This window comes from Thermus albus, assembly GCF_022760855.1.
Taxonomy (GTDB): domain Bacteria; phylum Deinococcota; class Deinococci; order Deinococcales; family Thermaceae; genus Thermus; species Thermus albus.
The window spans coordinates 29,920-49,514 of the sequence record NZ_JAKTNR010000009.1; the positions used below are offsets into that span (position 1 = coordinate 29,920).

22 protein-coding genes are annotated in these 19,595 nt (G+C 65.3%); 13 read left to right on the forward strand and 9 right to left on the reverse strand.

The window, feature by feature from the left end; all coding sequences use genetic code 11:
- Nucleotides 1–5: 5 nt before the first annotated feature.
- The 3 genes from L0D18_RS09495 to L0D18_RS09505 all read right to left on the reverse strand — a co-directional run bounded on the left by L0D18_RS09495 (nucleotide 6) and on the right by L0D18_RS09505 (nucleotide 2,319).
- Nucleotides 6–689, reverse strand: a complete 684-nt coding sequence (locus L0D18_RS09495; protein WP_243028649.1) for an ABC transporter ATP-binding protein — start codon at nucleotides 687–689, stop codon at nucleotides 6–8.
- 145 nt (nucleotides 690–834) lie between these two features.
- Nucleotides 835–1,977: an ABC transporter permease gene (locus L0D18_RS09500; protein ID WP_243028650.1), complete on the reverse strand. Its 1,143-nt coding sequence runs from the start codon at nucleotides 1,975–1,977 to the stop codon at nucleotides 835–837.
- Between the two features lie 66 nt (nucleotides 1,978–2,043).
- Nucleotides 2,044–2,319 (reverse strand): NIPSNAP family containing protein, encoded by a 276-nt coding sequence (locus L0D18_RS09505; protein WP_243028651.1) that lies wholly within the window; start codon nucleotides 2,317–2,319, stop codon nucleotides 2,044–2,046.
- A gap of 30 nt (nucleotides 2,320–2,349) precedes the next feature.
- On the opposite strand from L0D18_RS09505, the gene alaS reads away from it, so the two are divergent.
- The 4 genes from alaS to mltG all read left to right on the forward strand — a co-directional run bounded on the left by alaS (nucleotide 2,350) and on the right by mltG (nucleotide 7,200).
- A complete protein-coding gene (alaS, locus tag L0D18_RS09510) occupies nucleotides 2,350–4,998 on the forward strand; it encodes an alanine--tRNA ligase (protein WP_243028652.1) in 2,649 nt (882 codons plus the stop codon).
- A 127-nt stretch (nucleotides 4,999–5,125) separates the two neighbouring features.
- The gene (locus L0D18_RS09515) at nucleotides 5,126–5,815 is read left to right on the forward strand and encodes a hypothetical protein (protein WP_243028653.1); all 690 of its coding nucleotides are present in this window, start codon (nucleotides 5,126–5,128) and stop codon (nucleotides 5,813–5,815) included.
- Nucleotides 5,796–6,203 (forward strand): Holliday junction resolvase RuvX, encoded by a 408-nt coding sequence (gene ruvX / locus L0D18_RS09520; protein ID WP_243028654.1) that lies wholly within the window; start codon nucleotides 5,796–5,798, stop codon nucleotides 6,201–6,203. The genes L0D18_RS09515 and ruvX overlap by 20 nt, the downstream gene beginning before the upstream one ends.
- Nucleotides 6,187–7,200: an endolytic transglycosylase MltG gene (gene mltG, locus L0D18_RS09525; protein ID WP_243028655.1), complete on the forward strand. Its 1,014-nt coding sequence runs from the start codon at nucleotides 6,187–6,189 to the stop codon at nucleotides 7,198–7,200. Before ruvX ends, mltG begins: the two co-directional genes overlap by 17 nt.
- Here mltG and L0D18_RS09530 read toward each other — a convergent pair.
- The 3 genes from L0D18_RS09530 to L0D18_RS09540 are packed head-to-tail and all read right to left on the reverse strand — an operon-like array spanning nucleotide 7,185 to nucleotide 9,138.
- Nucleotides 7,185–8,021, reverse strand: coding sequence for a carbohydrate ABC transporter permease (locus L0D18_RS09530; RefSeq protein WP_243028656.1), 837 nt, complete (start codon nucleotides 8,019–8,021; stop codon nucleotides 7,185–7,187). The two genes, mltG and L0D18_RS09530, sit on opposite strands and share 16 nt — an antisense overlap.
- Before the next feature lies 1 nt (nucleotide 8,022).
- The gene (locus tag L0D18_RS09535; protein ID WP_243028657.1) at nucleotides 8,023–8,508 is read right to left on the reverse strand and encodes a bioflim formation protein; all 486 of its coding nucleotides are present in this window, start codon (nucleotides 8,506–8,508) and stop codon (nucleotides 8,023–8,025) included.
- A 27-nt stretch (nucleotides 8,509–8,535) separates the two neighbouring features.
- Nucleotides 8,536–9,138: a Uma2 family endonuclease gene (locus L0D18_RS09540; RefSeq protein ID WP_243028658.1), complete on the reverse strand. Its 603-nt coding sequence runs from the start codon at nucleotides 9,136–9,138 to the stop codon at nucleotides 8,536–8,538.
- Nucleotides 9,139–9,199: 61 nt separating this feature from the next.
- Between L0D18_RS09540 and L0D18_RS09545 the strand changes: the two genes are divergently transcribed.
- Entirely contained in the window at nucleotides 9,200–9,913 is a 714-nt protein-coding gene (locus tag L0D18_RS09545) for an AAA family ATPase (protein ID WP_243028713.1), read from the forward strand.
- 9 nt (nucleotides 9,914–9,922) lie between these two features.
- Nucleotides 9,923–11,002 carry an enolase C-terminal domain-like protein gene (locus tag L0D18_RS09550; RefSeq protein WP_243028659.1) on the forward strand — a complete coding sequence of 360 codons (1,080 nt, stop codon included), beginning with the start codon at nucleotides 9,923–9,925 and terminating at the stop codon, nucleotides 11,000–11,002.
- Here L0D18_RS09550 and L0D18_RS09555 read toward each other — a convergent pair.
- Together L0D18_RS09555 and L0D18_RS09560 are read right to left on the reverse strand one after the other, a co-directional pair.
- Nucleotides 10,994–11,620: an HAD family hydrolase gene (locus L0D18_RS09555; RefSeq protein ID WP_243028660.1), complete on the reverse strand. Its 627-nt coding sequence runs from the start codon at nucleotides 11,618–11,620 to the stop codon at nucleotides 10,994–10,996. The genes L0D18_RS09550 and L0D18_RS09555 overlap by 9 nt on opposite strands.
- Nucleotides 11,613–12,662 carry an MFS transporter gene (locus L0D18_RS09560; protein ID WP_243028661.1) on the reverse strand — a complete coding sequence of 350 codons (1,050 nt, stop codon included), beginning with the start codon at nucleotides 12,660–12,662 and terminating at the stop codon, nucleotides 11,613–11,615. The genes L0D18_RS09555 and L0D18_RS09560 overlap by 8 nt, the downstream gene beginning before the upstream one ends.
- A 38-nt stretch (nucleotides 12,663–12,700) precedes the next feature.
- On the opposite strand from L0D18_RS09560, the gene L0D18_RS09565 reads away from it, so the two are divergent.
- Genes L0D18_RS09565 through fabZ form a run of 7 tightly spaced genes read left to right on the forward strand, consistent with a single transcriptional unit; the run spans nucleotide 12,701 to nucleotide 19,421 of the window.
- The gene (locus L0D18_RS09565) at nucleotides 12,701–13,486 is read left to right on the forward strand and encodes a YgfZ family protein (RefSeq protein WP_243028662.1); all 786 of its coding nucleotides are present in this window, start codon (nucleotides 12,701–12,703) and stop codon (nucleotides 13,484–13,486) included.
- Nucleotides 13,459–14,643: a CinA family nicotinamide mononucleotide deamidase-related protein gene (locus L0D18_RS09570; protein ID WP_243028663.1), complete on the forward strand. Its 1,185-nt coding sequence runs from the start codon at nucleotides 13,459–13,461 to the stop codon at nucleotides 14,641–14,643. Before L0D18_RS09565 ends, L0D18_RS09570 begins: the two co-directional genes overlap by 28 nt.
- Nucleotides 14,640–15,233: an RNA 2',3'-cyclic phosphodiesterase gene (gene thpR, locus L0D18_RS09575; protein WP_243028664.1), complete on the forward strand. Its 594-nt coding sequence runs from the start codon at nucleotides 14,640–14,642 to the stop codon at nucleotides 15,231–15,233. Before L0D18_RS09570 ends, thpR begins: the two co-directional genes overlap by 4 nt.
- Nucleotides 15,184–16,206 carry a recombinase RecA gene (recA, locus tag L0D18_RS09580; protein ID WP_243028665.1) on the forward strand — a complete coding sequence of 341 codons (1,023 nt, stop codon included), beginning with the start codon at nucleotides 15,184–15,186 and terminating at the stop codon, nucleotides 16,204–16,206. Before thpR ends, recA begins: the two co-directional genes overlap by 50 nt.
- Nucleotides 16,207–17,937 (forward strand): ribonuclease Y, encoded by a 1,731-nt coding sequence (rny, locus tag L0D18_RS09585; RefSeq protein WP_243028666.1) that lies wholly within the window; start codon nucleotides 16,207–16,209, stop codon nucleotides 17,935–17,937.
- A 17-nt stretch (nucleotides 17,938–17,954) separates the two neighbouring features.
- Complete coding sequence (gene mreB, locus L0D18_RS09590) at nucleotides 17,955–18,986, forward strand: rod shape-determining protein (RefSeq protein ID WP_243028667.1); 1,032 nt, start codon at nucleotides 17,955–17,957, stop codon at nucleotides 18,984–18,986.
- Nucleotides 18,987–18,989: 3 nt separating this feature from the next.
- Complete coding sequence (gene fabZ, locus L0D18_RS09595; protein ID WP_243028668.1) at nucleotides 18,990–19,421, forward strand: 3-hydroxyacyl-ACP dehydratase FabZ; 432 nt, start codon at nucleotides 18,990–18,992, stop codon at nucleotides 19,419–19,421.
- On the opposite strand, the gene L0D18_RS09600 is transcribed toward fabZ, so the two are convergent.
- Nucleotides 19,389–19,541, reverse strand: coding sequence for a hypothetical protein (locus tag L0D18_RS09600; RefSeq protein WP_243028669.1), 153 nt, complete (start codon nucleotides 19,539–19,541; stop codon nucleotides 19,389–19,391). The two genes, fabZ and L0D18_RS09600, sit on opposite strands and share 33 nt — an antisense overlap.
- Between the last annotated feature and the right edge of the window lie 54 nt (nucleotides 19,542–19,595).

The window sequence follows — 19,595 nt, forward strand, 5'->3', positions numbered from 1 at the left end:
AGGATTTAGCCTGGTGCCGGGGTGGCTACCCGTACCAGCCGGCCTCCCCTTAGGTGCAGGATCCGGTCCGCCTGGCTGGCCAGCTCCAGGTCGTGGGTCACCAGGATGAGGGTACGCGCCTGCCCAGCCTCAAAGAGCAGGGCCGCCACCTGTTCCCGGGAGGCGGCGTCCAGGTTCCCCGTGGGCTCGTCGGCGAAGAGGATGGGGGGATCCAGGGCCAGGGCCCGGGCCAGGGCCACCCGTTGCTGTTCTCCCCCCGACAGGCGGCTTGGCAGATGCTGGGCCCTTTCCAGAAGCCCGACCTGTTCCAAAAGGGCTAGGGCCCGCTCCCTCCTTTCCTTGGGGGGAAGGCCCGCCAGGAGGAGGGGAAAGGCCACGTTTTCCCAGGCGGTGAGGGTGGGGATCAGGTTCCACTGCTGGAAGACAAAGCCCATATTCCGGAGGCGCACCTCGGCCCTTTGGTCCTCGGAAAGCTGGTGCAAGGCCAGCTCCCCCAGGTACACTCCCCCTTCCGTGGGCAGGTCAAAACCGGCGAGGAGGTTTAGGAGGGTGGTCTTGCCGCTCCCCGAAGGCCCCACCACCGCGGTACTCCCCTGGGGAAAGGAGAAGGTGAAACCCTCGAGGGCCACCACCTCCCTCTCCCCCTGCCGATAGCGCTTGCTGAGGTTTTCGGCTCGTAGGTTGGCCATCGTTGACTCCCTATTGGCCCCAATCCTCGCTGGAAGCTGGGGTGGGGTAGCCTGGTCCCTGTTTTTCATGTCCCGTTCCTCCACGGCCCTCTCGCCTAGCCAAGGCCTTTTCCGGGGCCCCACCCTGGCGTGGGCCAGGGTGGTATCACACCCTCCCCAAGGCCTCCACCACCGGGATGCGGCTGGCGTGGTAGGCGGGAAGAAGCCCGGCGGAAAGCCCTAGCCCCAGGGCTACCAAGAGGGCAAAGAGGGAAAGCCTGGGGGTGACCGCGGAGAGGGCTAGGCCCACCTGGTCCAGGGTGTAGAGGTTGATGGCATAGGAAACCGCGCTTCCCAAGGCCAGCCCCAACACACCGCCCAACAGGGCAAGGAAAAGCGCCTCCAGCACCACCAGCCGGAAGATGAAACCCCGCTTGGCGCCCAAAGCCCGCATGACCCCAAACTCCCGCGTCCTTTCATAGACGGACATCATCACCGTGTTGGCCACCAAAAGCCCCCCCACCACCAAGGCCACCAGGCTGATGCCAAAGCGCACGAGGTCGCTGATGCGCAAGGCCCTTTCGGCAAAGCGCATCACGTCCCCGGTGGTCTGGGCCTTGAGGCCGGGGAGGCTGGCCTCCAGGGCCCGGGCCACCTCCTCCGCCTTCTGCCCGGGGTTTAAGGCCACCAGCAAGGCGGTGTAGTTTTCCGTGCCCAGAACCTCCTGCAAGGGCTTTAGGGGCACGAAGATGAGGTTATCGGCAAGCCCCCCGCTTTCCTCCAGGATGCCCTCCACCCTCAGTTCCACCCGGGGGGAAAGCCTGAGGGGGCCTCCTAGGGAAAGCTGGCTGCGTTTGGCCACCTTGGCCCCCACGATGGCCCCCCTTTCCGAAGGGAGAAGCCGGCCGGCCTGTACCCTTACCCCCGGGTAAAGGAGGTCCGGGGCTACGCCTTGCGGCAGGCCCTGGAAGAAGAAGCTGGTCTGGGGGTCGAACCCGCCTCGAGCCAGGAAGAGGGTGGGGATGATGGCCCTGACACCCAGCTCCCTGCCCGCTTCCTGGGCCAGCCCGTACTCCTTGGGGGTGATTTCAGGATACCCGGAGAACCCCAGCCCCTCCATCCCCTCGGGGACGATCTGAATGGCGGGGCCCACCCGGGATAGCTCCTGGGCCAGGGAGCGCCGCAAGCCCTCCCCGAAGGATAGGAAAAGGACCATGCTGGTGGTGGCGATCAGGACCCCCAGAAGGGTCAGGAGGCTACGCACGGGACGGGCCAAGAGGTTGCGGAGGACCAGCGCAAGGACTTCCATCCCCTAAAGCTTATCCCCTAGGGGTGGCCGCGGCGTGGCGGAGCCTACAGACCCCTTCCCTAGAGGCTAGATGAGCCTTTCCACGAAGCGGGTTTCTATCTCCTCCAGGTACTGGCTGGGGTCCACCTTCTGCCTTTCGGGGTGGCTGTAGTAGGCCTTTTCCGCCTCGAGGAAGTCCTCGTGGCCCACGAACCACAAGAACTCCCGCTCCCCGATCCAGTAGGCTCCCAGCACCTTAAACCCGGTGGCCTGGCGCAAGGGGACGATGACCTCCAAGAACACCTTTTGGAAAGCCTCGCGGGTGCCTTCCTTCAACCGGTAGCGGCGCATCTGTACGGTCATGGCCCAAGTCTACTGCCTATAATCAAGGGCATGCGCACGGCGGAGATCCGGGAAAAGTACCTGTCCTTCTTTGAGGGCAAGGGGCATTTGCGCCTCCCCTCCTTCAGCCTCATCCCCGAAAACGACCCCTCCTTGCTCTTCACCTCTGCGGGCATGGCCCCCTTAAAGCCCTACTTCCTGGGGGCCAAGCCCATCTTTGGGGGTAAGGAGTGGCGAAGGATCACCACCTGCCAGAAGTGCCTCCGGGTGGGGGACATAGAGAACGTGGGGAGAACCGCCCGGCACAATACCTTCTTTGAGATGCTGGGCAACTTCTCCTTTGGCGATTACTTCAAGAAGGAGGCCATCCTCTGGGCCTGGGAGTTCCTCACCGACCCCAAGTGGCTGGGCTTGGACCCCGATCGGCTTTGGGTCACGGTCTATGAGGACGACGACGAGGCCTACGCCATCTGGCGGGACCTGGTGGGGGTGCCCGCGGAAAGGATTGGCCGTTTTGGCGAGGACGAGAACTACTGGCCGGGTGGGGCCATCACCCACGGTCCCAACGGTCCCAGTGGACCCTGCTCGGAGATCTTCTACGACCGGGGCCCGGCCTTTGGCACCCCGGACGAGACCGGCCCCAACACGGGGAGCGGGGACCGCTTCGTGGAGATCTGGAACCTGGTCTTCACCCAGTACGACCGCCAGGGCCCCATCCCAGGCCCCGGCATCTTAAAACCCCTGCCCCAGAAGAACATTGACACGGGGATGGGCCTTTACCGGGTGGCGGCCATCCTCCAGGACGTGGAGGACTTCTACCGCACGGACACCTTCTATCCCATCATCCAGCGGGTGGCCCTCTGGAGCGGCAGGCCCTACGAGGGAAAGGCCTCCGTGAGCCACCGGGTGATCGCGGACCACGTCCGGGCGGTGGTGGCGGCCCTTTCCGACGGGGTGACCTTCTCCAACACCGGCCGGGGGTACGTGATCCGCCGCCTGCTCCGCCGGGCCTTAAGGCACGGCTACCTTTTGGGTTTGCAGGATCCCTTCCTCCACCGCCTGGCCCCGGTGGTGGCCGAGGTCTTGGGGGACTTCTACCCCGAGATGCGGGAGAACCTGCCCGCGGTGGAGAAGCAGATCCGCCTCGAGGAGGAGCGCTTCCTGGAAACCCTGGAGGGGGGTCTTAAGCGTTTGGACGCCTTGCTCTCTGGCCTCAGGCCGGGTGAGGTGGTGCCGGGGGTGGAGGCCTTCCGCCTCTACGATACCTACGGCTTCCCCCTGGACCTCACGGTGGAGATCGCCGCGGAAAGGGGCTATGGGGTGGACACCGAGGGCTTCAAGAGGGCCATGGAGGAGCAGCAGGAGCGTTCCCGAGCCGCCATGGCCTTTGAGCGGGAGATCTTCAAGAAGAGCGCCCAGGTGCTGGAGGAGCTTTACGTGGAGAGGGGGGCCACGGAGTTTTTAGGCTACGGCACCCTCGAGGCGGAGGCCACGGTCTTGGCCCTCTTGGCCGGGGACCAGAGCCTGGAGGAAGCAGGTCCCGGCACCGAGGTCCAGGTGGTCCTGGACAAGACCCCCTTCTATGCGGAAGGGGGTGGGCAGATCGGGGACTTCGGCCGGTTGGAATGGCCCTCAGGCCGGGCCAGGGTGGAGACCACCCTCAAGACGGAAAGGGGCATCTTCCTGCACCGGGCCAGGGTGGAAGAGGGGGTGTTGCGGGTGGGGGCGACGGTGCGGGCGGTGGTGGACCCTGCCCGCCGGGACACGGAGCGCCACCACACCGCCACCCACCTCCTCCACGCCGCCCTTAGGGCGGTCTTGGGCCCCCATGTGCGCCAGGCGGGGAGCCTGGTGGCCCCAGACCGCCTGCGCTTTGACTTCACCCACCCCGAGCCCCTTAGGGAGGAGGAGCTGGAGCGGATTGAGCTTTTGGTGAACCGCTGGGTCCTGGCGGATTTCCCCGTTACCTGGCGCTACATGCCCCTGGAGGAGGCTAAGCGGGAAGGGGCCATGGCCCTTTTCGGGGAGAAGTACGGGGAAGTGGTGCGGGTGGTGCGGGTGGAGGGAAGCCCTCTGCCCGGGGTGGAGTCCAAGGAGCTCTGCGGGGGCACCCACGTGCGGCGCACGGGGGAGATCGGGGCCTTCCTCATCCAGAGGGAAGAGGCGGTTTCCGCCGGGGTGCGGCGCCTGGAGGCGGTGGCCGGGGAATGGGCGGTGCGCTTGGCCCGGGGGAGTCTAAAGCGGCTTAAGTTCCTTGCCGAAAGGCTTTCCGTGGGGGAGGCCCAGCTGGAAGAGCGCGTGGAAAAGCTCCTACAGGAACTCAAGGCCAAGGAGAGGGAGGTGGAAAGCCTAAAGGCCCGCCTGGTGCAGGCGGAGCTCGGAAAGGAGTTTTCCCTTTTGGAGAAGGGGGGCTTGCGCTACGGGGTGCTGGAGATCCCTGCGGTGGACATGGCCGCCTTGCGCCAGGCGGCGGACGACCTGGTGCAGAAGGGGGCCGATGTGGCTTTGGTCCTGAGCGGGGGACAAGCGGTGCTGAAGCTTTCGCCACGGGCCCAGGAAAGGGGCCTCGAGGCGGGTGCCCTCTTCCACGCCCTCACGGAGCGGGCGGGTGGCCGGGGGGGCGGGAAGGGGGCCTTGGCCCAAGGGGGTGGGCTATCCCCCGAGAAGGCGCGGGAGGCCCTTCCCAGCCTCTTGCCCTAGGGCCGAAATCCTTTCTCGCCCCCTTGGTTTGGGGAAAGGGTGTACCGGAACCCACGGGGCCCTGGGCTAACCGCGGAGGTGGGATAGGGTTAAACCCCTTCCCCGTATCCTGGGGTAAAATGGCGCCATGGCACTAGCCCTTAGCCTCCTGGCTGTGGCCCTCTCCTGGGCCCTTTTCGGCCTCACCTTTGGGCGCTACCGCAGGCGCCCTTCCCTGCATAACGCCCTCTACTCCCTGGGCCTTCTTCTCTTTGCCTTGGCGGTTTCCGCCGAGCTTTTGGCCAAGCTCTTAGGGGCCTGGAACCCCCTTCTTTACCGGCTTTGGTACCTCACCGGGGCCATGCACGGGGTGACCTTTTTGGGCCTAGGGAGCCTGGCCCTCCTCAACCCCAAGGCGGCCCGGGGCCTCCTTTGGGGTCTGGCCCCTTTCATCCTCTATGGCCTTTACTTGGTGCTCTCGGCTCCCTTGGACTTCTCCCGGTTGCCTTTTCCCTACGCCCCTTTGGGTCAGGCCTTCCCCGAGCCCAGCCTTACCTCGCCTAGGCTTTGGACCATCCCTTTTAACCTTTTGGGCACGGTCCTGATGGCAGGGGTGGCCCTTTACACCACCCTGTTTTTTTGGCGCAAAAACCCCTTGCGGGCCCAGGGCACGGCCCTCATCTTCCTGGCGGCCTTGGTCTTGGCTTCCACCAGCACCCTAAACCGCTTTGGGGTGGTGGGCCTCGAGGAGGTGGGTAGGGCCATGGGGATTACCCTTCTCTACCTGGGGGTGGTGCTGGCGGACCGTAGCGTGCCGTATGCGGGTGGGCGCGCTTGATGTGGGAGAGGCCAGGATCGGCCTGGCGGTGGGGGAGGAGGGAAGCCCCTTCGCCTTCGGCCGGGGTTATTTGGTGCGCAAGGGCCTGGAAGCGGATGTGGCGGCCATCCTGGACTTCGTGCGCCGGGAAGGGCTGGGTAAGCTTCTGGTGGGCCTTCCCCTCCGCACCGACCTCAAGGAAAGCGCCCAGGCCCAGCGGGTCCTTCCCCTGGTGGAGGCCTTGAGGGCCAAGGGCCTCGAGGTGGAGCTTTTGGACGAGCGCTACACCACCCAGGCGGCAGCCAGGCGCCTAAAACATGCTCCCAAGCGGGTTCGCCAGGAGAAGGGCCGGCTGGATGAGATGAGTGCGGTGATCCTTTTGGAGGGGTATCTTGCGGGAAGGCTCTAGGCGTTGGCTTTGGCGCGGGGTGGTGGCCTTCTTTGTGACCTTTGCCCTCCTCCTCTCCTATGCCCTTTGGCTTCTGGGCCCCACGGGGAAGGAGGCTACCGTGCGCATTCCCCGAGGGGCCACGGGGCAAGAGGTGGCGAGGATTTTAGAAGAGGCGGGGCTTTTGCGCTCAGGTTACCTTTTTGCCGCCTATCTCCGCTTCTCCGGCCGGGCCAAGGGACTGGTCCCGGGCGTTTACCGCCTCACGGGGGAGGGGGCCTTCCGCCTGGCCCGGGCCCTCACGGGAGGGGAGAAGCCCCTTACGGTGACCCTCACCTTCCCCGAAGGGGAAAGGGCTGTGGACTACGCCAGAAGGCTTTCCCAGGCCGGGCTGGATGGGGAGGGTTTCCTAAGGATCGTCCAGGAGCCCGGCGCCTTGCGCCCCCCCTACGTGGAGGGCAGGACCCTGGAGGGCTACCTCTTCCCGGCCACCTACACCTTTGACCTGCTCGCCACCCCCGAGGAGGTGCTCCGGGCCCTCCTGCGCCGCTTTGAGTCCGAGCTTACCCCTCCGGTAAAGCGCCTTTTGCAGGAGAGGGGGCTTTCCGTTCACGCCTGGGTGACCTTGGCCTCCATCGTCCAGGCGGAGGCGGGGAGCCTCGAGGAGATGCCCATGATCGCAGGGGTTTTCCTAAACCGGTTGGAACGGGGTATGCCCCTCCAGGCGGATCCCACGGTGGCCTATGCCCTGGGCAAGCGCCTACCTGAGCTCTCCCGGAAGGCCGGGGATTTCGCCCATGACTCCCCCTACAACACCTACCGCTATGCCGGGCTTCCCCCGGGGCCCATTGGGAACCCGGGGCGGGCGGCGCTTCTCTCTGTGCTGAACCCGGTGCGCACCGATTCCCAAGGCCGCCCCTACCTTTACTTTTTCCACGCCAAGGGCCGGCTTTTTCTCAGCACCAGCTTTGAGGCCCATCAGGAGGCCCTTCGCCAGCACCGCTACTCCTCCCCGTGACGCAAAAGCCTAAGCTGGGCATAGGCGAAGAAGAGGGTGAGGAGGAGGATGACCACGGTGACGGCGGCGGCGTAGCCCAACCGGAAGTTTTCAAACCCCGACTCATAGAGGTAGTAGCCTAGGACCCGGGTGGCCCCATAGGGCCCGCCCCGGGTGAGGAGGAAGACCGCGGAGTAGGACTGTAAGGAGAGGATGGTGCCCACCACCACCAAAAAGGCCACCGCCGGGCGCATGAGGGGGAGGATCACGTGGCGGAAGGCCTCCAAGGGCCCGGCCCCGTCCACATAGGCGGCTTCCAAAAGGGTTTTGGGAATGGCCTTAAGCCGGGCCGAGGCCACCAGGACCCCATACCCCAGGTGGCGCCAGAGGGTGAAGAGGACCACCATGAAAAGGGCCCAAAATCCTTCCCGGTCCCAAGGGGGGATGGGGAGGAACTGGGCTAGGGCCCCGTACTCGGGGGTGAAGAGGGTGTACCAGCTTAGGGTGGCCCCGCCCAGGGTGACGAGGCCCGGGAGGAAGAGGAGGCTTTTGGCCAAGCGTTCGTAAGGTGCCCCCTCCAGGGCCACCGCCAAGGCCAGGGAAAGCCCCACGAAAAGGGGCAGGGCCAGGAGCATGAACTTTAGGGTCACCCAGAGGCTTCCAAAGAAGGCAGGGTCCCTTAGGAGGTCCTGGTAGTTTTTTAGCCCCACCGGTTTCGGCTCGGAAAGCCCCGACCACTCCCAGGTGGAAAAGCGAATCACATCCAAAAAGGGATAGAGGACGAAGACCCCCAGGGTGAGAAGGGCCGGCAAGGAAAAGAGCCAAAGGGGTAGGCGCCGCACGTTACCAGAGGTAGAGGAGGCTTAGGAGGAAGGGATACCGGTCGGAGGCGGAAACCTCCAAGGCCAAGGGCTCCAGGTAGAACCTGAAGCCCGCCCCCCAGGCCAGGTGGAAGCCCCCTTGGTAGCCCAGTCCCCCATAGGCGGAAAGGGCTCCTCCGGGCACCTCGAGGCTCACCACCGGCCCCAGGTGCACGCCAAAGGGGTACCTCAGGTCCAGGCCCACCCCCACCGAGGTGTAGAGATCTGCCAGGACCAGGCCCGGGAAGAGGTTGGCCTTCAAAAGGGCGAAGACCTCAGGGTTTTGGGCCATGAGGGCCTGCAGGTCAAGCCCCGTGTCAATGCCCAAGGGGCTAAAGGGCAAGAGGGCGCTTCCTTGGAGGTAGGGGCCCTTGTCCGGGGCATAACCTAGGCCCAGGGTGTTTTCCGGGTAGGCGGGGGCCTGGGCCAGGGCTAGGCTCAGGGTAAGGAGAGCGGCTAAGCGCTTCATATCAACCCCCATCTTATCAGTCACTTCTTAAATTTGGTCCGTCTTTAGTTGGCCACCTGTGTCCTCGGGAATCCCCGTGTCCTCATAGATTTGCCCCATAGAGATGTGGATCCCCAAGCATGGCACCTCTATGGTTTTCCCCTGGACGCCTTCCCAAAGCGCGTAAACCCATCCCTCGCCCCGCCGAAGGAACCCCTCTACTTTTCGGGTACGGCTGTCCACCAGGAGGTAGCCCTGGAGGCTCTGAATACCCAGGTAACGGCTTAGCTTCTCCCTACGGTCTATAACCTCGGTGGCCTGAGAGACTACTTCTATCAACAGGCAGGGTTGGTCTTCGTAGTAGGCGTGGGGGGGATCGCCAGCGCAGACCAGCATGAGGTCCGGGTAGTAAAAGGTGCTTTCCCCTATCCTGAGCTTTACCGTTTCCGAGTAGAGGCGGCAGCCGCGGGCACGGGCGAGGGGTCTTAGGAGGGCATAGAGGTTTCCCACCAGGAGGTTGTGCACTCGGCTGGCGCCGGCCATGGCGTGGGGCACGCCTTCCACCAGCTCATGCCGCTCCCTCTGGGTTTCCTCCCAAGCCAGGTATTCCCCTGCAGAGAGGGTCCTAAGGGCTTTGACGGCATGCCCCATGGGGAACATTTTATCCAAGTCGGCCCATCTCTTTTGCGATGGTCGTACAATCCCACCTATGATGTCGGCCGCCTTCTCCCTCGAGGCCCGCCCGGCCCTCGTTCCCCTAAAGGACCATCCTCTCCTTATCCTGGTGGGCCTAACCGGGGTGGGGAAAAGCACCCTGGTGGAGGCCCTGGGCTTTCCCCGGCTTCCCGACCGCCGGGAGCTGGTGGACCTTTACGTCCTTCCCCGCTACGGGGTAACCCCGCCCATTCCCCGGGAGGAGCGCTTCCGCCTGACCCGCCGCTTCCGGGAAGAGTTCCCGGGAGGGGTGGCCGAGGTCCTGGCCCGGGGGTATGGGGAACCCCGCTTTCCCCTTCTCTTTGACGGGCTTCGGGGGGAGGCGGAGGTGGCCTATGCCCTGGCCCACCTACCCAAGGCCCTTTTCGTGGTCCTCCATGCCCGGGAGGCCACGCGGCTGAAGCGGCTTCTTTCCCGTGGGGATGCCTTTGACCGGGTGGAGCTTCGCCCGGAGGAGTTGGCGGAGCTAAAGGCCCTGGCAGAAGGGGTGCTGTCCCCGGAAGAGTTGGAGGAGGCCTTGGCCCTGGCCCCTTGGGAGGAGGTCTTGGCCAAGCTTAAGATCGTGGCCGAGGAGAAGCGGAACTACGATCCCCTGGGCCCCTTGCGCCTCCTTTCCCACCACCCCCGGGCCCTGGTCTTGGACACGGAGAAGCTTTCCCTAAGGGAGGAGGTGGGGGCGGTGAGGGCTTTTCTGGGCCGGTTTGGCCTCTAAAATGGCCTCATGGCCAGTATCCGCCACCTCGAGCTGATCCCTTTCCGCATCCCCCTAAAGGCGCCCTTGCGCTGGGGCAAGGCCTCGGAGATGGAGGCCATTGAGCACGCCCTTCTCTGGGTGGAGCTGAGCGATGGCTCCTTGGGCCGGGCGGAGGTGGCCATCCGCCCCACCATCTACGGGGAGACCTGGGGAAGCGTCCGGGCAGGCCTTGAGTATCTGAAGCCCAGGCTCCTTGGCCTGGAGGCCGACGACCAGGAGGCCATCCGTAAGGTCCTGGAGGCCTTCCCCTGCAACCTGGGCCTAAAGGGGGCCTTGGACCTGGCCCTTTGGGAGGCCTGGGCCCGGAGCGAAGGGGAGGAGCTGCACCAGGTTCTGAAGCCCGCTAAGCACCGGGTGCGGGTGGCCTACATTCTAGGCATAGCCCAGGAGGAGGAGGTGCTTGCCGATGCCCGCATGGCCTACGAGGCGGGGGTGCGGGTTTTCAAGGTGAAGGTGGGCCGGAACCTGGAGGAGGATGGCCGGAAGATTGCCCGCCTCAAGGAGGCCTTCCCCGACGTGGATCTCTACGCCGATGCCAACGAAACCCTTTCCCCCAAAGAAGCCGAAGGCTACCTTCTCGCCTGGAAGGAGATGGGCCTCCTTTACGTGGAGGAGCCCCTGCCCATAGAGGAGGTGGAGGCCCGGAGGAGACTAAGGGAAAAAGCCATTCTTCCCCTCATCGCCGACGACTCGGCCATGACCCCCAAGGACCTCCGCCGGGAGCTTCTTCTGGACACCTTTGACATCCTGAACCTGAAGCCGGCCCGCACCGGGGTTACCTGGACCTTAGAGATGCTGGCCTTGGCCCGGGAAAGGGGCAAAAGGGCCATGGTGGGAAGCCAGGCGCAAAGCGCCTTTGGCGCCTACCAGTCCGCCCTTTTGGCCTTCCAGCAGGGGGTCACCGAGCCCAACGAGCTGGCCTTCCACCTCAAGGCGGAAGGGGGGTTCCTGAACTTCCCCGCCTTCCGCCAGGGCTGGCTCTACTGGGAGGACCTGGTGGGGGCCTCGTTTGACGAGGAGGCCTTCCGGAGGTATGCCCTAGAGTAAGGCTAGGGCTTCCCGGAAGTCTCGCAGGACCCTCATGGCGCCCGCCTCGAGGAGCGCTTCCTTCCCGTGGCCCGTTAGAAGCCCATAGGTGGTAATCCCCGTCCCCACGGCGCTCCTTACCCCCGAGGGGGAGTCCTCAAAGGCCAAGGCTTCCGTGGGAAGGAGGCCTAGCCTTTTCAGGGCCACCTGGTAGGGGAGGGGATGGGGCTTCCCCCGGCCCACCTCCTCCGCCAAGACCAAAAGAGGAGGCTTTAGACCTAAAGCCTTAAGCACGTGGTGGGCGTTGGCCTTGGGGGCGTTGGTCACCACGCCCCAGGTGAGGCCCTTGGCCTGGGCCTCCTCCAAAAGCTCGAGGAGGCCCGGCATGGGCTTTAGGTCCTGGGCCAGTTCCCGAAACCGGGCCTCCTTGGCCTCTATGATCTGGGCGGCCGCCTCCCCATCCAGCCCCAAGAGGTCCTGGAGGATGTCAGGATTGAGCCGGCCCGAGATCCGCTTCCGGTAAAAGGCTTCGTCCACCCCTATACCCCAGGGCGCCAGGGCCTCCCGCCAGGCCAAAAGGTGCAGGGGGTCGGTGTCGGCCAGGGTGCCGTCCAGGTCAAAGAGCAGGGCCTTAAGCATGGGCTACCCTCCGCTCCAATCCGGAGATTAGGAAAAAAAGCCCTAGGGCCAGGAGAAAAAGCCCATAGGGAATCCCCACCGTGGGCAACAGGGCAAAAAGGGCAGGGATCACGGTGCTTCCCGTGGCCCCCGCATAGAGCAATCCACCCAGGGCCCGGTGGCCGTATCGGGCCTGCACCAAGGCGAAGAGGGTGGAGAAAAGGGGGCCTAGGAGGAAGCCGGTCAGGGGAAAAAGGAGGGCCGTGGGGGGGAGGAGGTTGAAGGTGAGGAGGGCTAGGACCCCAAGGAGAAGCCCTTTTAGGGCGCCCAAGGGGTTCTGCGCCACCCGCCTGGCCAAAAAGAGGCGGCCCAGGGCTAGGAAAAGCCAATACAGGGAAAGGAGGAAGCCGCCCAGGGCCGTGGAATGGCCCAGGTGCTCCAGCCAGACCCGGTTCCAGGCGGCTAAGGAGCCCTCGAGGCCCGTATAGACGGCCACCACCAACAGGAAGGGCCAAAGCCCAGGCCCGCGTTCCCTGGGCGCCTGGGATACCGCCGGCGCCTTCCAGAGAAGAAGGGCACCTGCCCAGGCCAGGAGGCCCGCCAGGAAAAGCACGCCCGTGTAGGGCAAAAGGGTGAGGGCGAAGGGGGTGAAGACCGCCCCTAGGCCGAAGGCCACGTTCACCCGGTTGAGGAGTTCCACCCGCCTTCCGGGGTCAAGCTCACCTACCAGGCTGTTGCCGTGGACGTTCATCACCCCTTCCCCCAGCCCCAGGAGGAAGGCTAGGGCCACCACCAAGGGGAAGGTGGGGGCCAGCGCCACTCCCCACAGGGCCAGGCCCACAAGCCCAAGGGCGGCGGGAAAAAGGGGGTGGCGCCTTCCTCCTTGGGCCAGGCGGACTCCCAGGAGCAAGCCTAGGAGAAGGGCGGTGAAAAACCAGGAGACCTCCCCGCCCACGCCGTAACGCCCCCGCCACTCGGGGAGGGCCGCCCCCGGGAGGGCCACGATCACGCCCACCAGGAAAAGCGCTACAAAGGAGCCCCAGAAGAGGCGCACGTTCGCCATTCTCCCCCTATCTGACCCTTTGGTCAATAATGGGAAGCATGGAGGAGGCCTTGGAAAAAGCCTTGGCGGGCGAGGGGTACTTCGCCTTTCCCGGGGTTTTGCTGCTCCGGGGACCGGATGCCCTTTCCTTCCTCCAGAGCCAGTGCACCCGGGACCTGAGGCGGCTATCCGGGCCCATGGGGGCCCTCTTCCTCAACCATCGGGGCCAGATTGAGGAGGCGGCCACGGTATTCCCGCACCCGGAAGGCTACCTCCTAGCCCCCTGGGGTACCTTGGAGGGCTTAAGGGCCCGGCTTAGGCGCTACATCGTCTTTGATCAGGTGGAGCTTCTGGACCTCCCCCTCTACCGCCGGCTTTATGCCGATGGCCGGGAGGAGGTGGCCGAGGAGATAGGGGAGGCTTACCCGCAGGACCTTTATCCCCTTTTCTCCCTTCTTAAGGGGTTTTACCTTCTTTCCGACATCCAGGGGGAGCTCCCCCAAAGCGTGGGGCTTCTTCACCTGGTGGACTACGGCAAGGGGTGTTACGTGGGCCAGGAAATCATGGCCCGCCTCGAGGGCAAGGAGGTGTACCACCGCCCCGCGGGTCTGGTGTGCCTCCCTCCTTACCGGGAGGGGGAAGGTCCCTTGCCCCTCTTTTGGGAGGGGCGGGAGGTGGGGGAGGCCAAGCGGGTCAGGGCCACCCCCTACGGGGCCTTGGGCTTTGGGGTGGTGCGCCGGGAGGTGCCCTTGGGCGCGGTGTTGGAAGGGGATGGGGGGCGCTTTCAGGTGGAGGCCTGGCCCTTTGAGGAGGCGATATGGAGCGGGCGGAAATCATCGGCGTAGGCACGGAGCTCATCTTTGGAGAAACCCTGGACACCAACACCGCGGAGATCGCCAGGAGCCTCGAGGCCTACGCCCTTAAGGTGGAAAGGACCCTCAGGGTGGTGGACGAACCCCTGCCCCTGGCCCGGGAGGTGGCCCAGGCTTGGGAGCGGGCCAGGCTTTTGGTGCTTTCGGGGGGCCTAGGCCCCACCCCCGACGACGTGACCCGGGAGGCGGTGGCCGAGGCCTTGGGGGAGCCCTTGGAGCTGGACGAGGCCATGCTGGCGGAAATAGAGGCCCTTTTCCGGGCCCGGGGGCGGCCCATGCCCGAGGCCAACCGCAAACAGGCCTTGAGGATCCCCTCGGCCACCTGGCTTAAGAACCCCCGGGGCACGGCCCCGGGTTGGTGGGTGCATAAGGGGGGAAAGGACCTGATCCTCCTGCCCGGGCCTCCCCCGGAGTGGCGGCCCATGTGGGCGGAGGTCTTGCCCAAGCTGAACCTTCCCCGCCGCCCCTACGCCAAGCGGGTTTTAAAGACCTGGGGCATCGGGGAGTCGGAGATCGTGGAACGGCTTGGGGAGCTTTTTAAACGGAACGAGGAGGTGGAGGTGGGCACCTACCCCAAGCTCCAGGGGGTGGAGGTGGTGGTGAGGGGCCGGGAGGAGCTGGTGGCGGACCTGGCGGACAGGATAAAGAAAAGGCTTCTTAAGGAGGTCTGGGGGGAGGGGGACCTGACCTTGGCCGAGGCGGTGAAGCGCCGCCTGGAGCTGGAAGGGGCCACCCTCTCCACCATGGAAAGCCTCACCGGCGGGCTTTTGGGGGCGGAGATTACCCGGGTACCGGGGGCCAGCCGCTTCTACCTGGGGGGCGTGGTATCCTATTCCGTAGGGGCCAAGGCCCGCTTCGGTGTGCCGGAGGAACTCCTCGCCAAGACGGTTTCCGCCGATACGGCCAAGGCCATGGCGGAGGCCGCCCGGGTGCTTTTCGGTTCCACCTATGCCCTTTCCACCACGGGGGTGGCGGGGCCGGACCCCTTGGAGGATCAACCCGTGGGCACGGTTTTCGTGGCCCTGGCGGGGCCTAAGGGGACGGAGGTGCGCCGCTACCGCTTCCCCGGGGACCGGGAGGTGGTGCGGCTCCGAAGCGTGTATGCCGCCTTGGCCTTACTCCTAACATGAGGCTCTTCTACGCGATCTTTCTTCCTGAAGAGGTGAAGCGGGCCTTGGTGGAGGCTCAGGGGCGGGTGGCCCGCTACAAGGGGTGGAGGGAGGTGGCGCCCCACCACCTCCACGTTACCCTCCTTTTCCTGGGGGAAAGGCCGGAAGGGGACCTGGCGGATCTCCTGGCCTTGGGCCACCGCCTTGGGCGGCTTCATCCCCCTTTTACCGCCCGCATCCGGGGCACGGGCTACTTTCCCAACGAGGGCACCCCAAGGGTCTGGTTTGCCAAGGCGGAAGGGGAAGGTTTTGCCGCTTTGGCGGAAGGGCTTAAGGAGGGGATACGGGAGGCCTTGGGGGAGGAGGCCCTCCTGGCCGGGGGGGACAAGCCCTTCAAGCCCCACATCACCCTGGCCCGGCGCAAGGCCCCGGCTCCCCGGGTGCCCCCGGTGGTCTTCGGCCTGGAGTGGCCGGTGACGGAGTTCGCCCTGGTGCGCTCGGAGCTTAAGCCCAAGGGGCCCGTATATACCATTTTGGAAAGATTCCCTTTGCGAGGTGAGCATGGACGAGAACAAGAGGAAAGCGCTGGAGAACGCTCTCAAGACCATTGAGAAGGAGTTCGGCAAGGGCGCGGTCATGCGCCTGGGGGAGATGCCCAAGTTGCAGGTGGACGTGATCCCCACCGGCTCCTTGGGCCTGGACCTGGCCTTGGGGATCGGGGGCATTCCCCGGGGTAGGGTCATTGAGATCTATGGCCCTGAGTCCGGGGGGAAGACCACCTTGGCCCTCACCATCATCGCCCAGGCGCAAAAGCAAGGGGGTGTGGCTGCCTTTGTGGATGCGGAGCATGCCTTGGACCCTCTTTACGCCCAGAAGCTGGGGGTAAAGGTGGAAGACCTCCTGGTCTCCCAGCCCGACACCGGGGAGCAGGCCCTGGAGATCGTGGAGCTCCTGGCCCGCTCGGGGGCGGTGGACGTGATCGTGGTGGATTCGGTGGCCGCCTTGGTGCCCAAGGCGGAGATCGAGGGGGAGATGGGGGACCAGCACGTGGGCCTGCAGGCCAGGCTCATGAGCCAGGCCCTGCGCAAGCTCACCGCGGTGCTTTCCAAGAGCAACACCGCCGCCATCTTCATTAACCAGGTGCGGGAGAAGGTGGGGGTGATGTACGGCAACCCCGAGACCACCCCCGGGGGCAGGGCCCTGAAGTTCTACTCCAGCGTGCGCCTGGACGTGCGCAAAAGCGGTCAGCCCATCAAGGTGGGCAACGAGGCGGTGGGCATACGGGTCAAGGTGAAGGTGGTGAAGAATAAGCTGGCCCCGCCCTTCCGCGAGGCGGAGCTGGAGATCTACTTCGGCAAGGGCCTGGACCCGGTGATGGACCTGGTGAACGTGGCCGTGGCCGCAGGGGTCATTGAGAAGGCGGGAAGCTGGTTCTCCTATGGGGAGGCCCGCCTGGGCCAGGGTAAGGAGAAGGCCGCGGACTACCTTCGGGAGCGGCCCGAGCTTTTGGAGGAGATCCGGGCCAAGGTCCTGGAGAGGGCCCACGAGGTGGTGCTTTCGGGGAGCGAGGAAGGGGAGGAGTAGATGACCCTAACCCTTTTGGACCTGGGGCTTATTCTCCTGGTCTTGCTCCTGGCGGGGGCCTTGCTTCTTAGACGCAAGGGAGAAGACCGCACGGCCGAGGATACTAGAAGGCTCCTGGAGGCCGCCAAGGGGGAGGCCAGGGAGGTCCTCGAGGCGGCCCGCAAAGAGGCCAAGGAGATCCTGGAAGCGGCCCGGGCCGAGGCCAAGGCCCTGCGCCAGGAGGCGGAGGAGCGGGCCAAGTCCTTTCGCCAGGAGCTGGAATCGGAGCTCAAACGCCGCTCGGAGGCCTTGGAGGCCGAGGCCAAGAAACGTTTGCAGGAGGCGGAGGAGCGCCTAAGGGCGGAGCGGGAGGAGCTTAAGGCCGAGCGGGAAAGGCTTAAAGCCCTGCAGGAGGAGCTAAAGGCGGAAAGGGAGCGCCTCAAAGGGGAGCGGGAGGAGCTTAGGCGGGAGGCGGAAAGGCTTTCCAAGCGGGGTGAGGCCTTGGACGCCCGGGCCATGAAGCTGGATGCCCTGGAGGAATCCCTCTCCCAAAGGGAGGAGGCCTTAAGGGCCCGGGAAGCCCAGCTTCAGGAGCGGGAAGGGGAGATAGAAAGGCGCCTTTACCAGGTGGCGGGCCTTTCCCCGGAGGAGGCCCAGCGCCTCATCCTGGAGAGGCTGGACCGGGAGCTGGAGGAGGAAAAGGCCCAAAGGGTGCGGGCGGCTTTGGAAAGGGTGCGCCTCGAGGCCCGCAAGGAGGCCCAGAAGATCCTGGCCCAGGCCATGCAGCGTCAGGCCTCGGAAACCGCAGCCCAGTTGGCGGTCTCCGTGGTGCCCATCCCCTCCGATGCCATGAAGGGGCGGATCATCGGGCGGGAGGGGCGGAACATCCGCACCTTTGAGGCCCTCACCGGTGTGGACCTCATCATTGACGACACCCCGGAGGCGGTCTTGCTCTCCTCCTTCAACCCCATCCGCCGGGAGATCGCCCGCATGGCCCTGGAGGAGCTCCTCAAGGATGGGCGCATCCACCCAAGCCGCATTGAGGAGGTGGTGGAAAAGGCCAAGCAGGAGATGAAGACCTTCATCTACGAGCGGGGTGAGGAGGCGGCCCTGGAGGCGGGGGTGGTGGGGTTAAAGCCCGGGCTCATCCAGCTTCTTGGCCGGCTTCACTTCCGCTCCAGCTACGGGCAAAACGTCCTCAAGCACTCCGTACAGGTGGCCCACCTCGCGGGCATCATGGCCGCGGAGCTGGGTCTGGATGCCGCCTTGGCCCGGCGGGCGGGGCTCCTTCACGACATCGGCAAGAGCGTGGACCGGGAGGTGGAGGGAAGCCACGTGGAGATCGGGATTGCCCTGGCCCGCCGCTTCGGGGAGCCTTTAGAGGTCATAGACGGCATCGCCCACCACCACGACCCGGAGAACGCGGAAACCGTGTATGCGGTTTTGGTGGCTACCGCGGATGCGCTCTCCGCTGCCCGGCCCGGGGCCCGGCGGGAGAGCCTGGAGGAGTACCTGCAGCGCCTCGAGGCCCTGGAGCGCATCGCCCTTTCCTTCCCCGGAGTGGAGACGGCCTTTGCCGTGCAGGCGGGGAGGGAGGTGAGGGTCATCGTCAAACCCGATAAGATCACCGACGCCAAGGCCACCCTCCTGGCGCGGGAGATCGCAGGCCGCATTGAGCGGGAGATGAACTACCCCGGCCAGGTGCAGGTGACGGTGGTGCGGGAGACCCGGGCGGTGGAGTACGCTAAGTAGGCTAGAATGGGGCGATTATGTTGAGGGGTGAGGACATCGGGATTGACTTGGGGACGGCCAGCGTTCTCATTTACGTGCGGGGGAAGGGGATCGTCTTGCGGGAGCCCTCCGTGATTGCGGTGGTCCAAGGGAAGCGGGAGGTAAAGGCGGTGGGGGCCGAGGCCTACCGCATGCTGGGGCGCACCCCGGAGAACATCGTGGCGGTGCGGCCCCTTAAGGATGGGGTTATCGCCGACTACGCCCTCACGGAGCGCATGCTCCTCCTTTTCCTCCAGAAGGTTCTTTCCCCCTTGAGCCGCTTTTTCCGCCCCCGGGTCATGGTGGGGGTGCCCTCGGGGGTTACCGACGTGGAGAGGCGGGCGGTGGTGCAGGCGGTGTCCTCCATGGCCCACAAGGTCTACCTCATCTCCGAGCCCCTGGCGGCGGCCATTGGGGCGGGGATCCAGGTGGCCGAGCCCACGGGCAACATGGTGGTGGACATCGGCGGGGGTTCCACGGATATCGCCGTCATTTCCTTGGGGGGTATCGTGCGTTCGGAAAGCCTCAGGATCGCTGGCAACGAGATGGACCAGGCCATCATCCGCTATATCCGGCAGAAGCACAACCTCCTCATCGGGGAGCGCACCGCCGAGGAGCTCAAGATCCAGTTGGGGCGGGCCAAGCTCCTTCCTGGCGAGGAGAAGGAGGTGGCCGAGGTGCGGGGCCGGGACCTGATCACGGGCCTCCCCCGGACGGCGGAGATCCCCGCAGAGGATGTGGTGGAAGCCCTGAAGGAGCCCTTGGACAAGATCTTCCAGGGGGTTAAAACCGTCTTGGAGACCACGCCTCCCGAGCTGGCCTCGGATATCTACGAGAGGGGTATCCTCCTCACCGGGGGCGGGGCGCTTCTTAAAAACCTGGACGTGGCCTTGCAGGAGGCCACGGGGGTGCCGGTGGTGGTGGCGGAAAACCCCATTGAGGCGGTGGCCCTGGGCACGGGCAAGGCCTTGGAGATGCTCCACGTGCTGGAGGACACCATCCTCTCCTCGGACGACGTGCTTAAGAGGTGAGCGGTGGAAATCACCGAGATTCTCCGCCTTCTGCCCCACCGGTACCCTTTTCTCCTCATTGACCGGGTTCTTCATGCCGATGAGAAAACCTTCCGGGCCCTGAAGAATGTCACCTTCAACGAGCCCCACTTCCAGGGGCATTTTCCCGGCTACCCCGTCATGCCCGGGGTGCTGATCCTCGAGGCCATGGCCCAGGCGGCGGTGGGTGCCATCGCCAGACAGCCGGGTTTCCAGCCTGGGGGACTGGTTTTCTTGGCGGGGATAGAGGAAGCCCGCTTTAAAAAGCCCGTGGTGCCGGGGGATACCTTGATCCTGGAGGGGGAGCTTCTCCTCTTCCGCCGGGGCCTGGGCAAGGTGGCGGTTAGGGCCTTGGTGGAAGGGGAGGAAAGGGCCAGCGCCCGCCTAAGCTTCGTGGTCCGGGAGGCCGCGGAGTAGGGGGGTGCTAAAGGCTAGAAAGTCGGGAAGCCAGACCTCGAGGATCTGCCGCAGGAGGGGGAGGGAGAGGGCTTGGTGGTCAGGTACCGCCCGGTGGCGAAAGCCCACCACGGCCGGCATTCCCTAGGAGAGGCTCGGGGGGATCAGCCCGGCCTTTGCCCAGGTGGAGGGCTT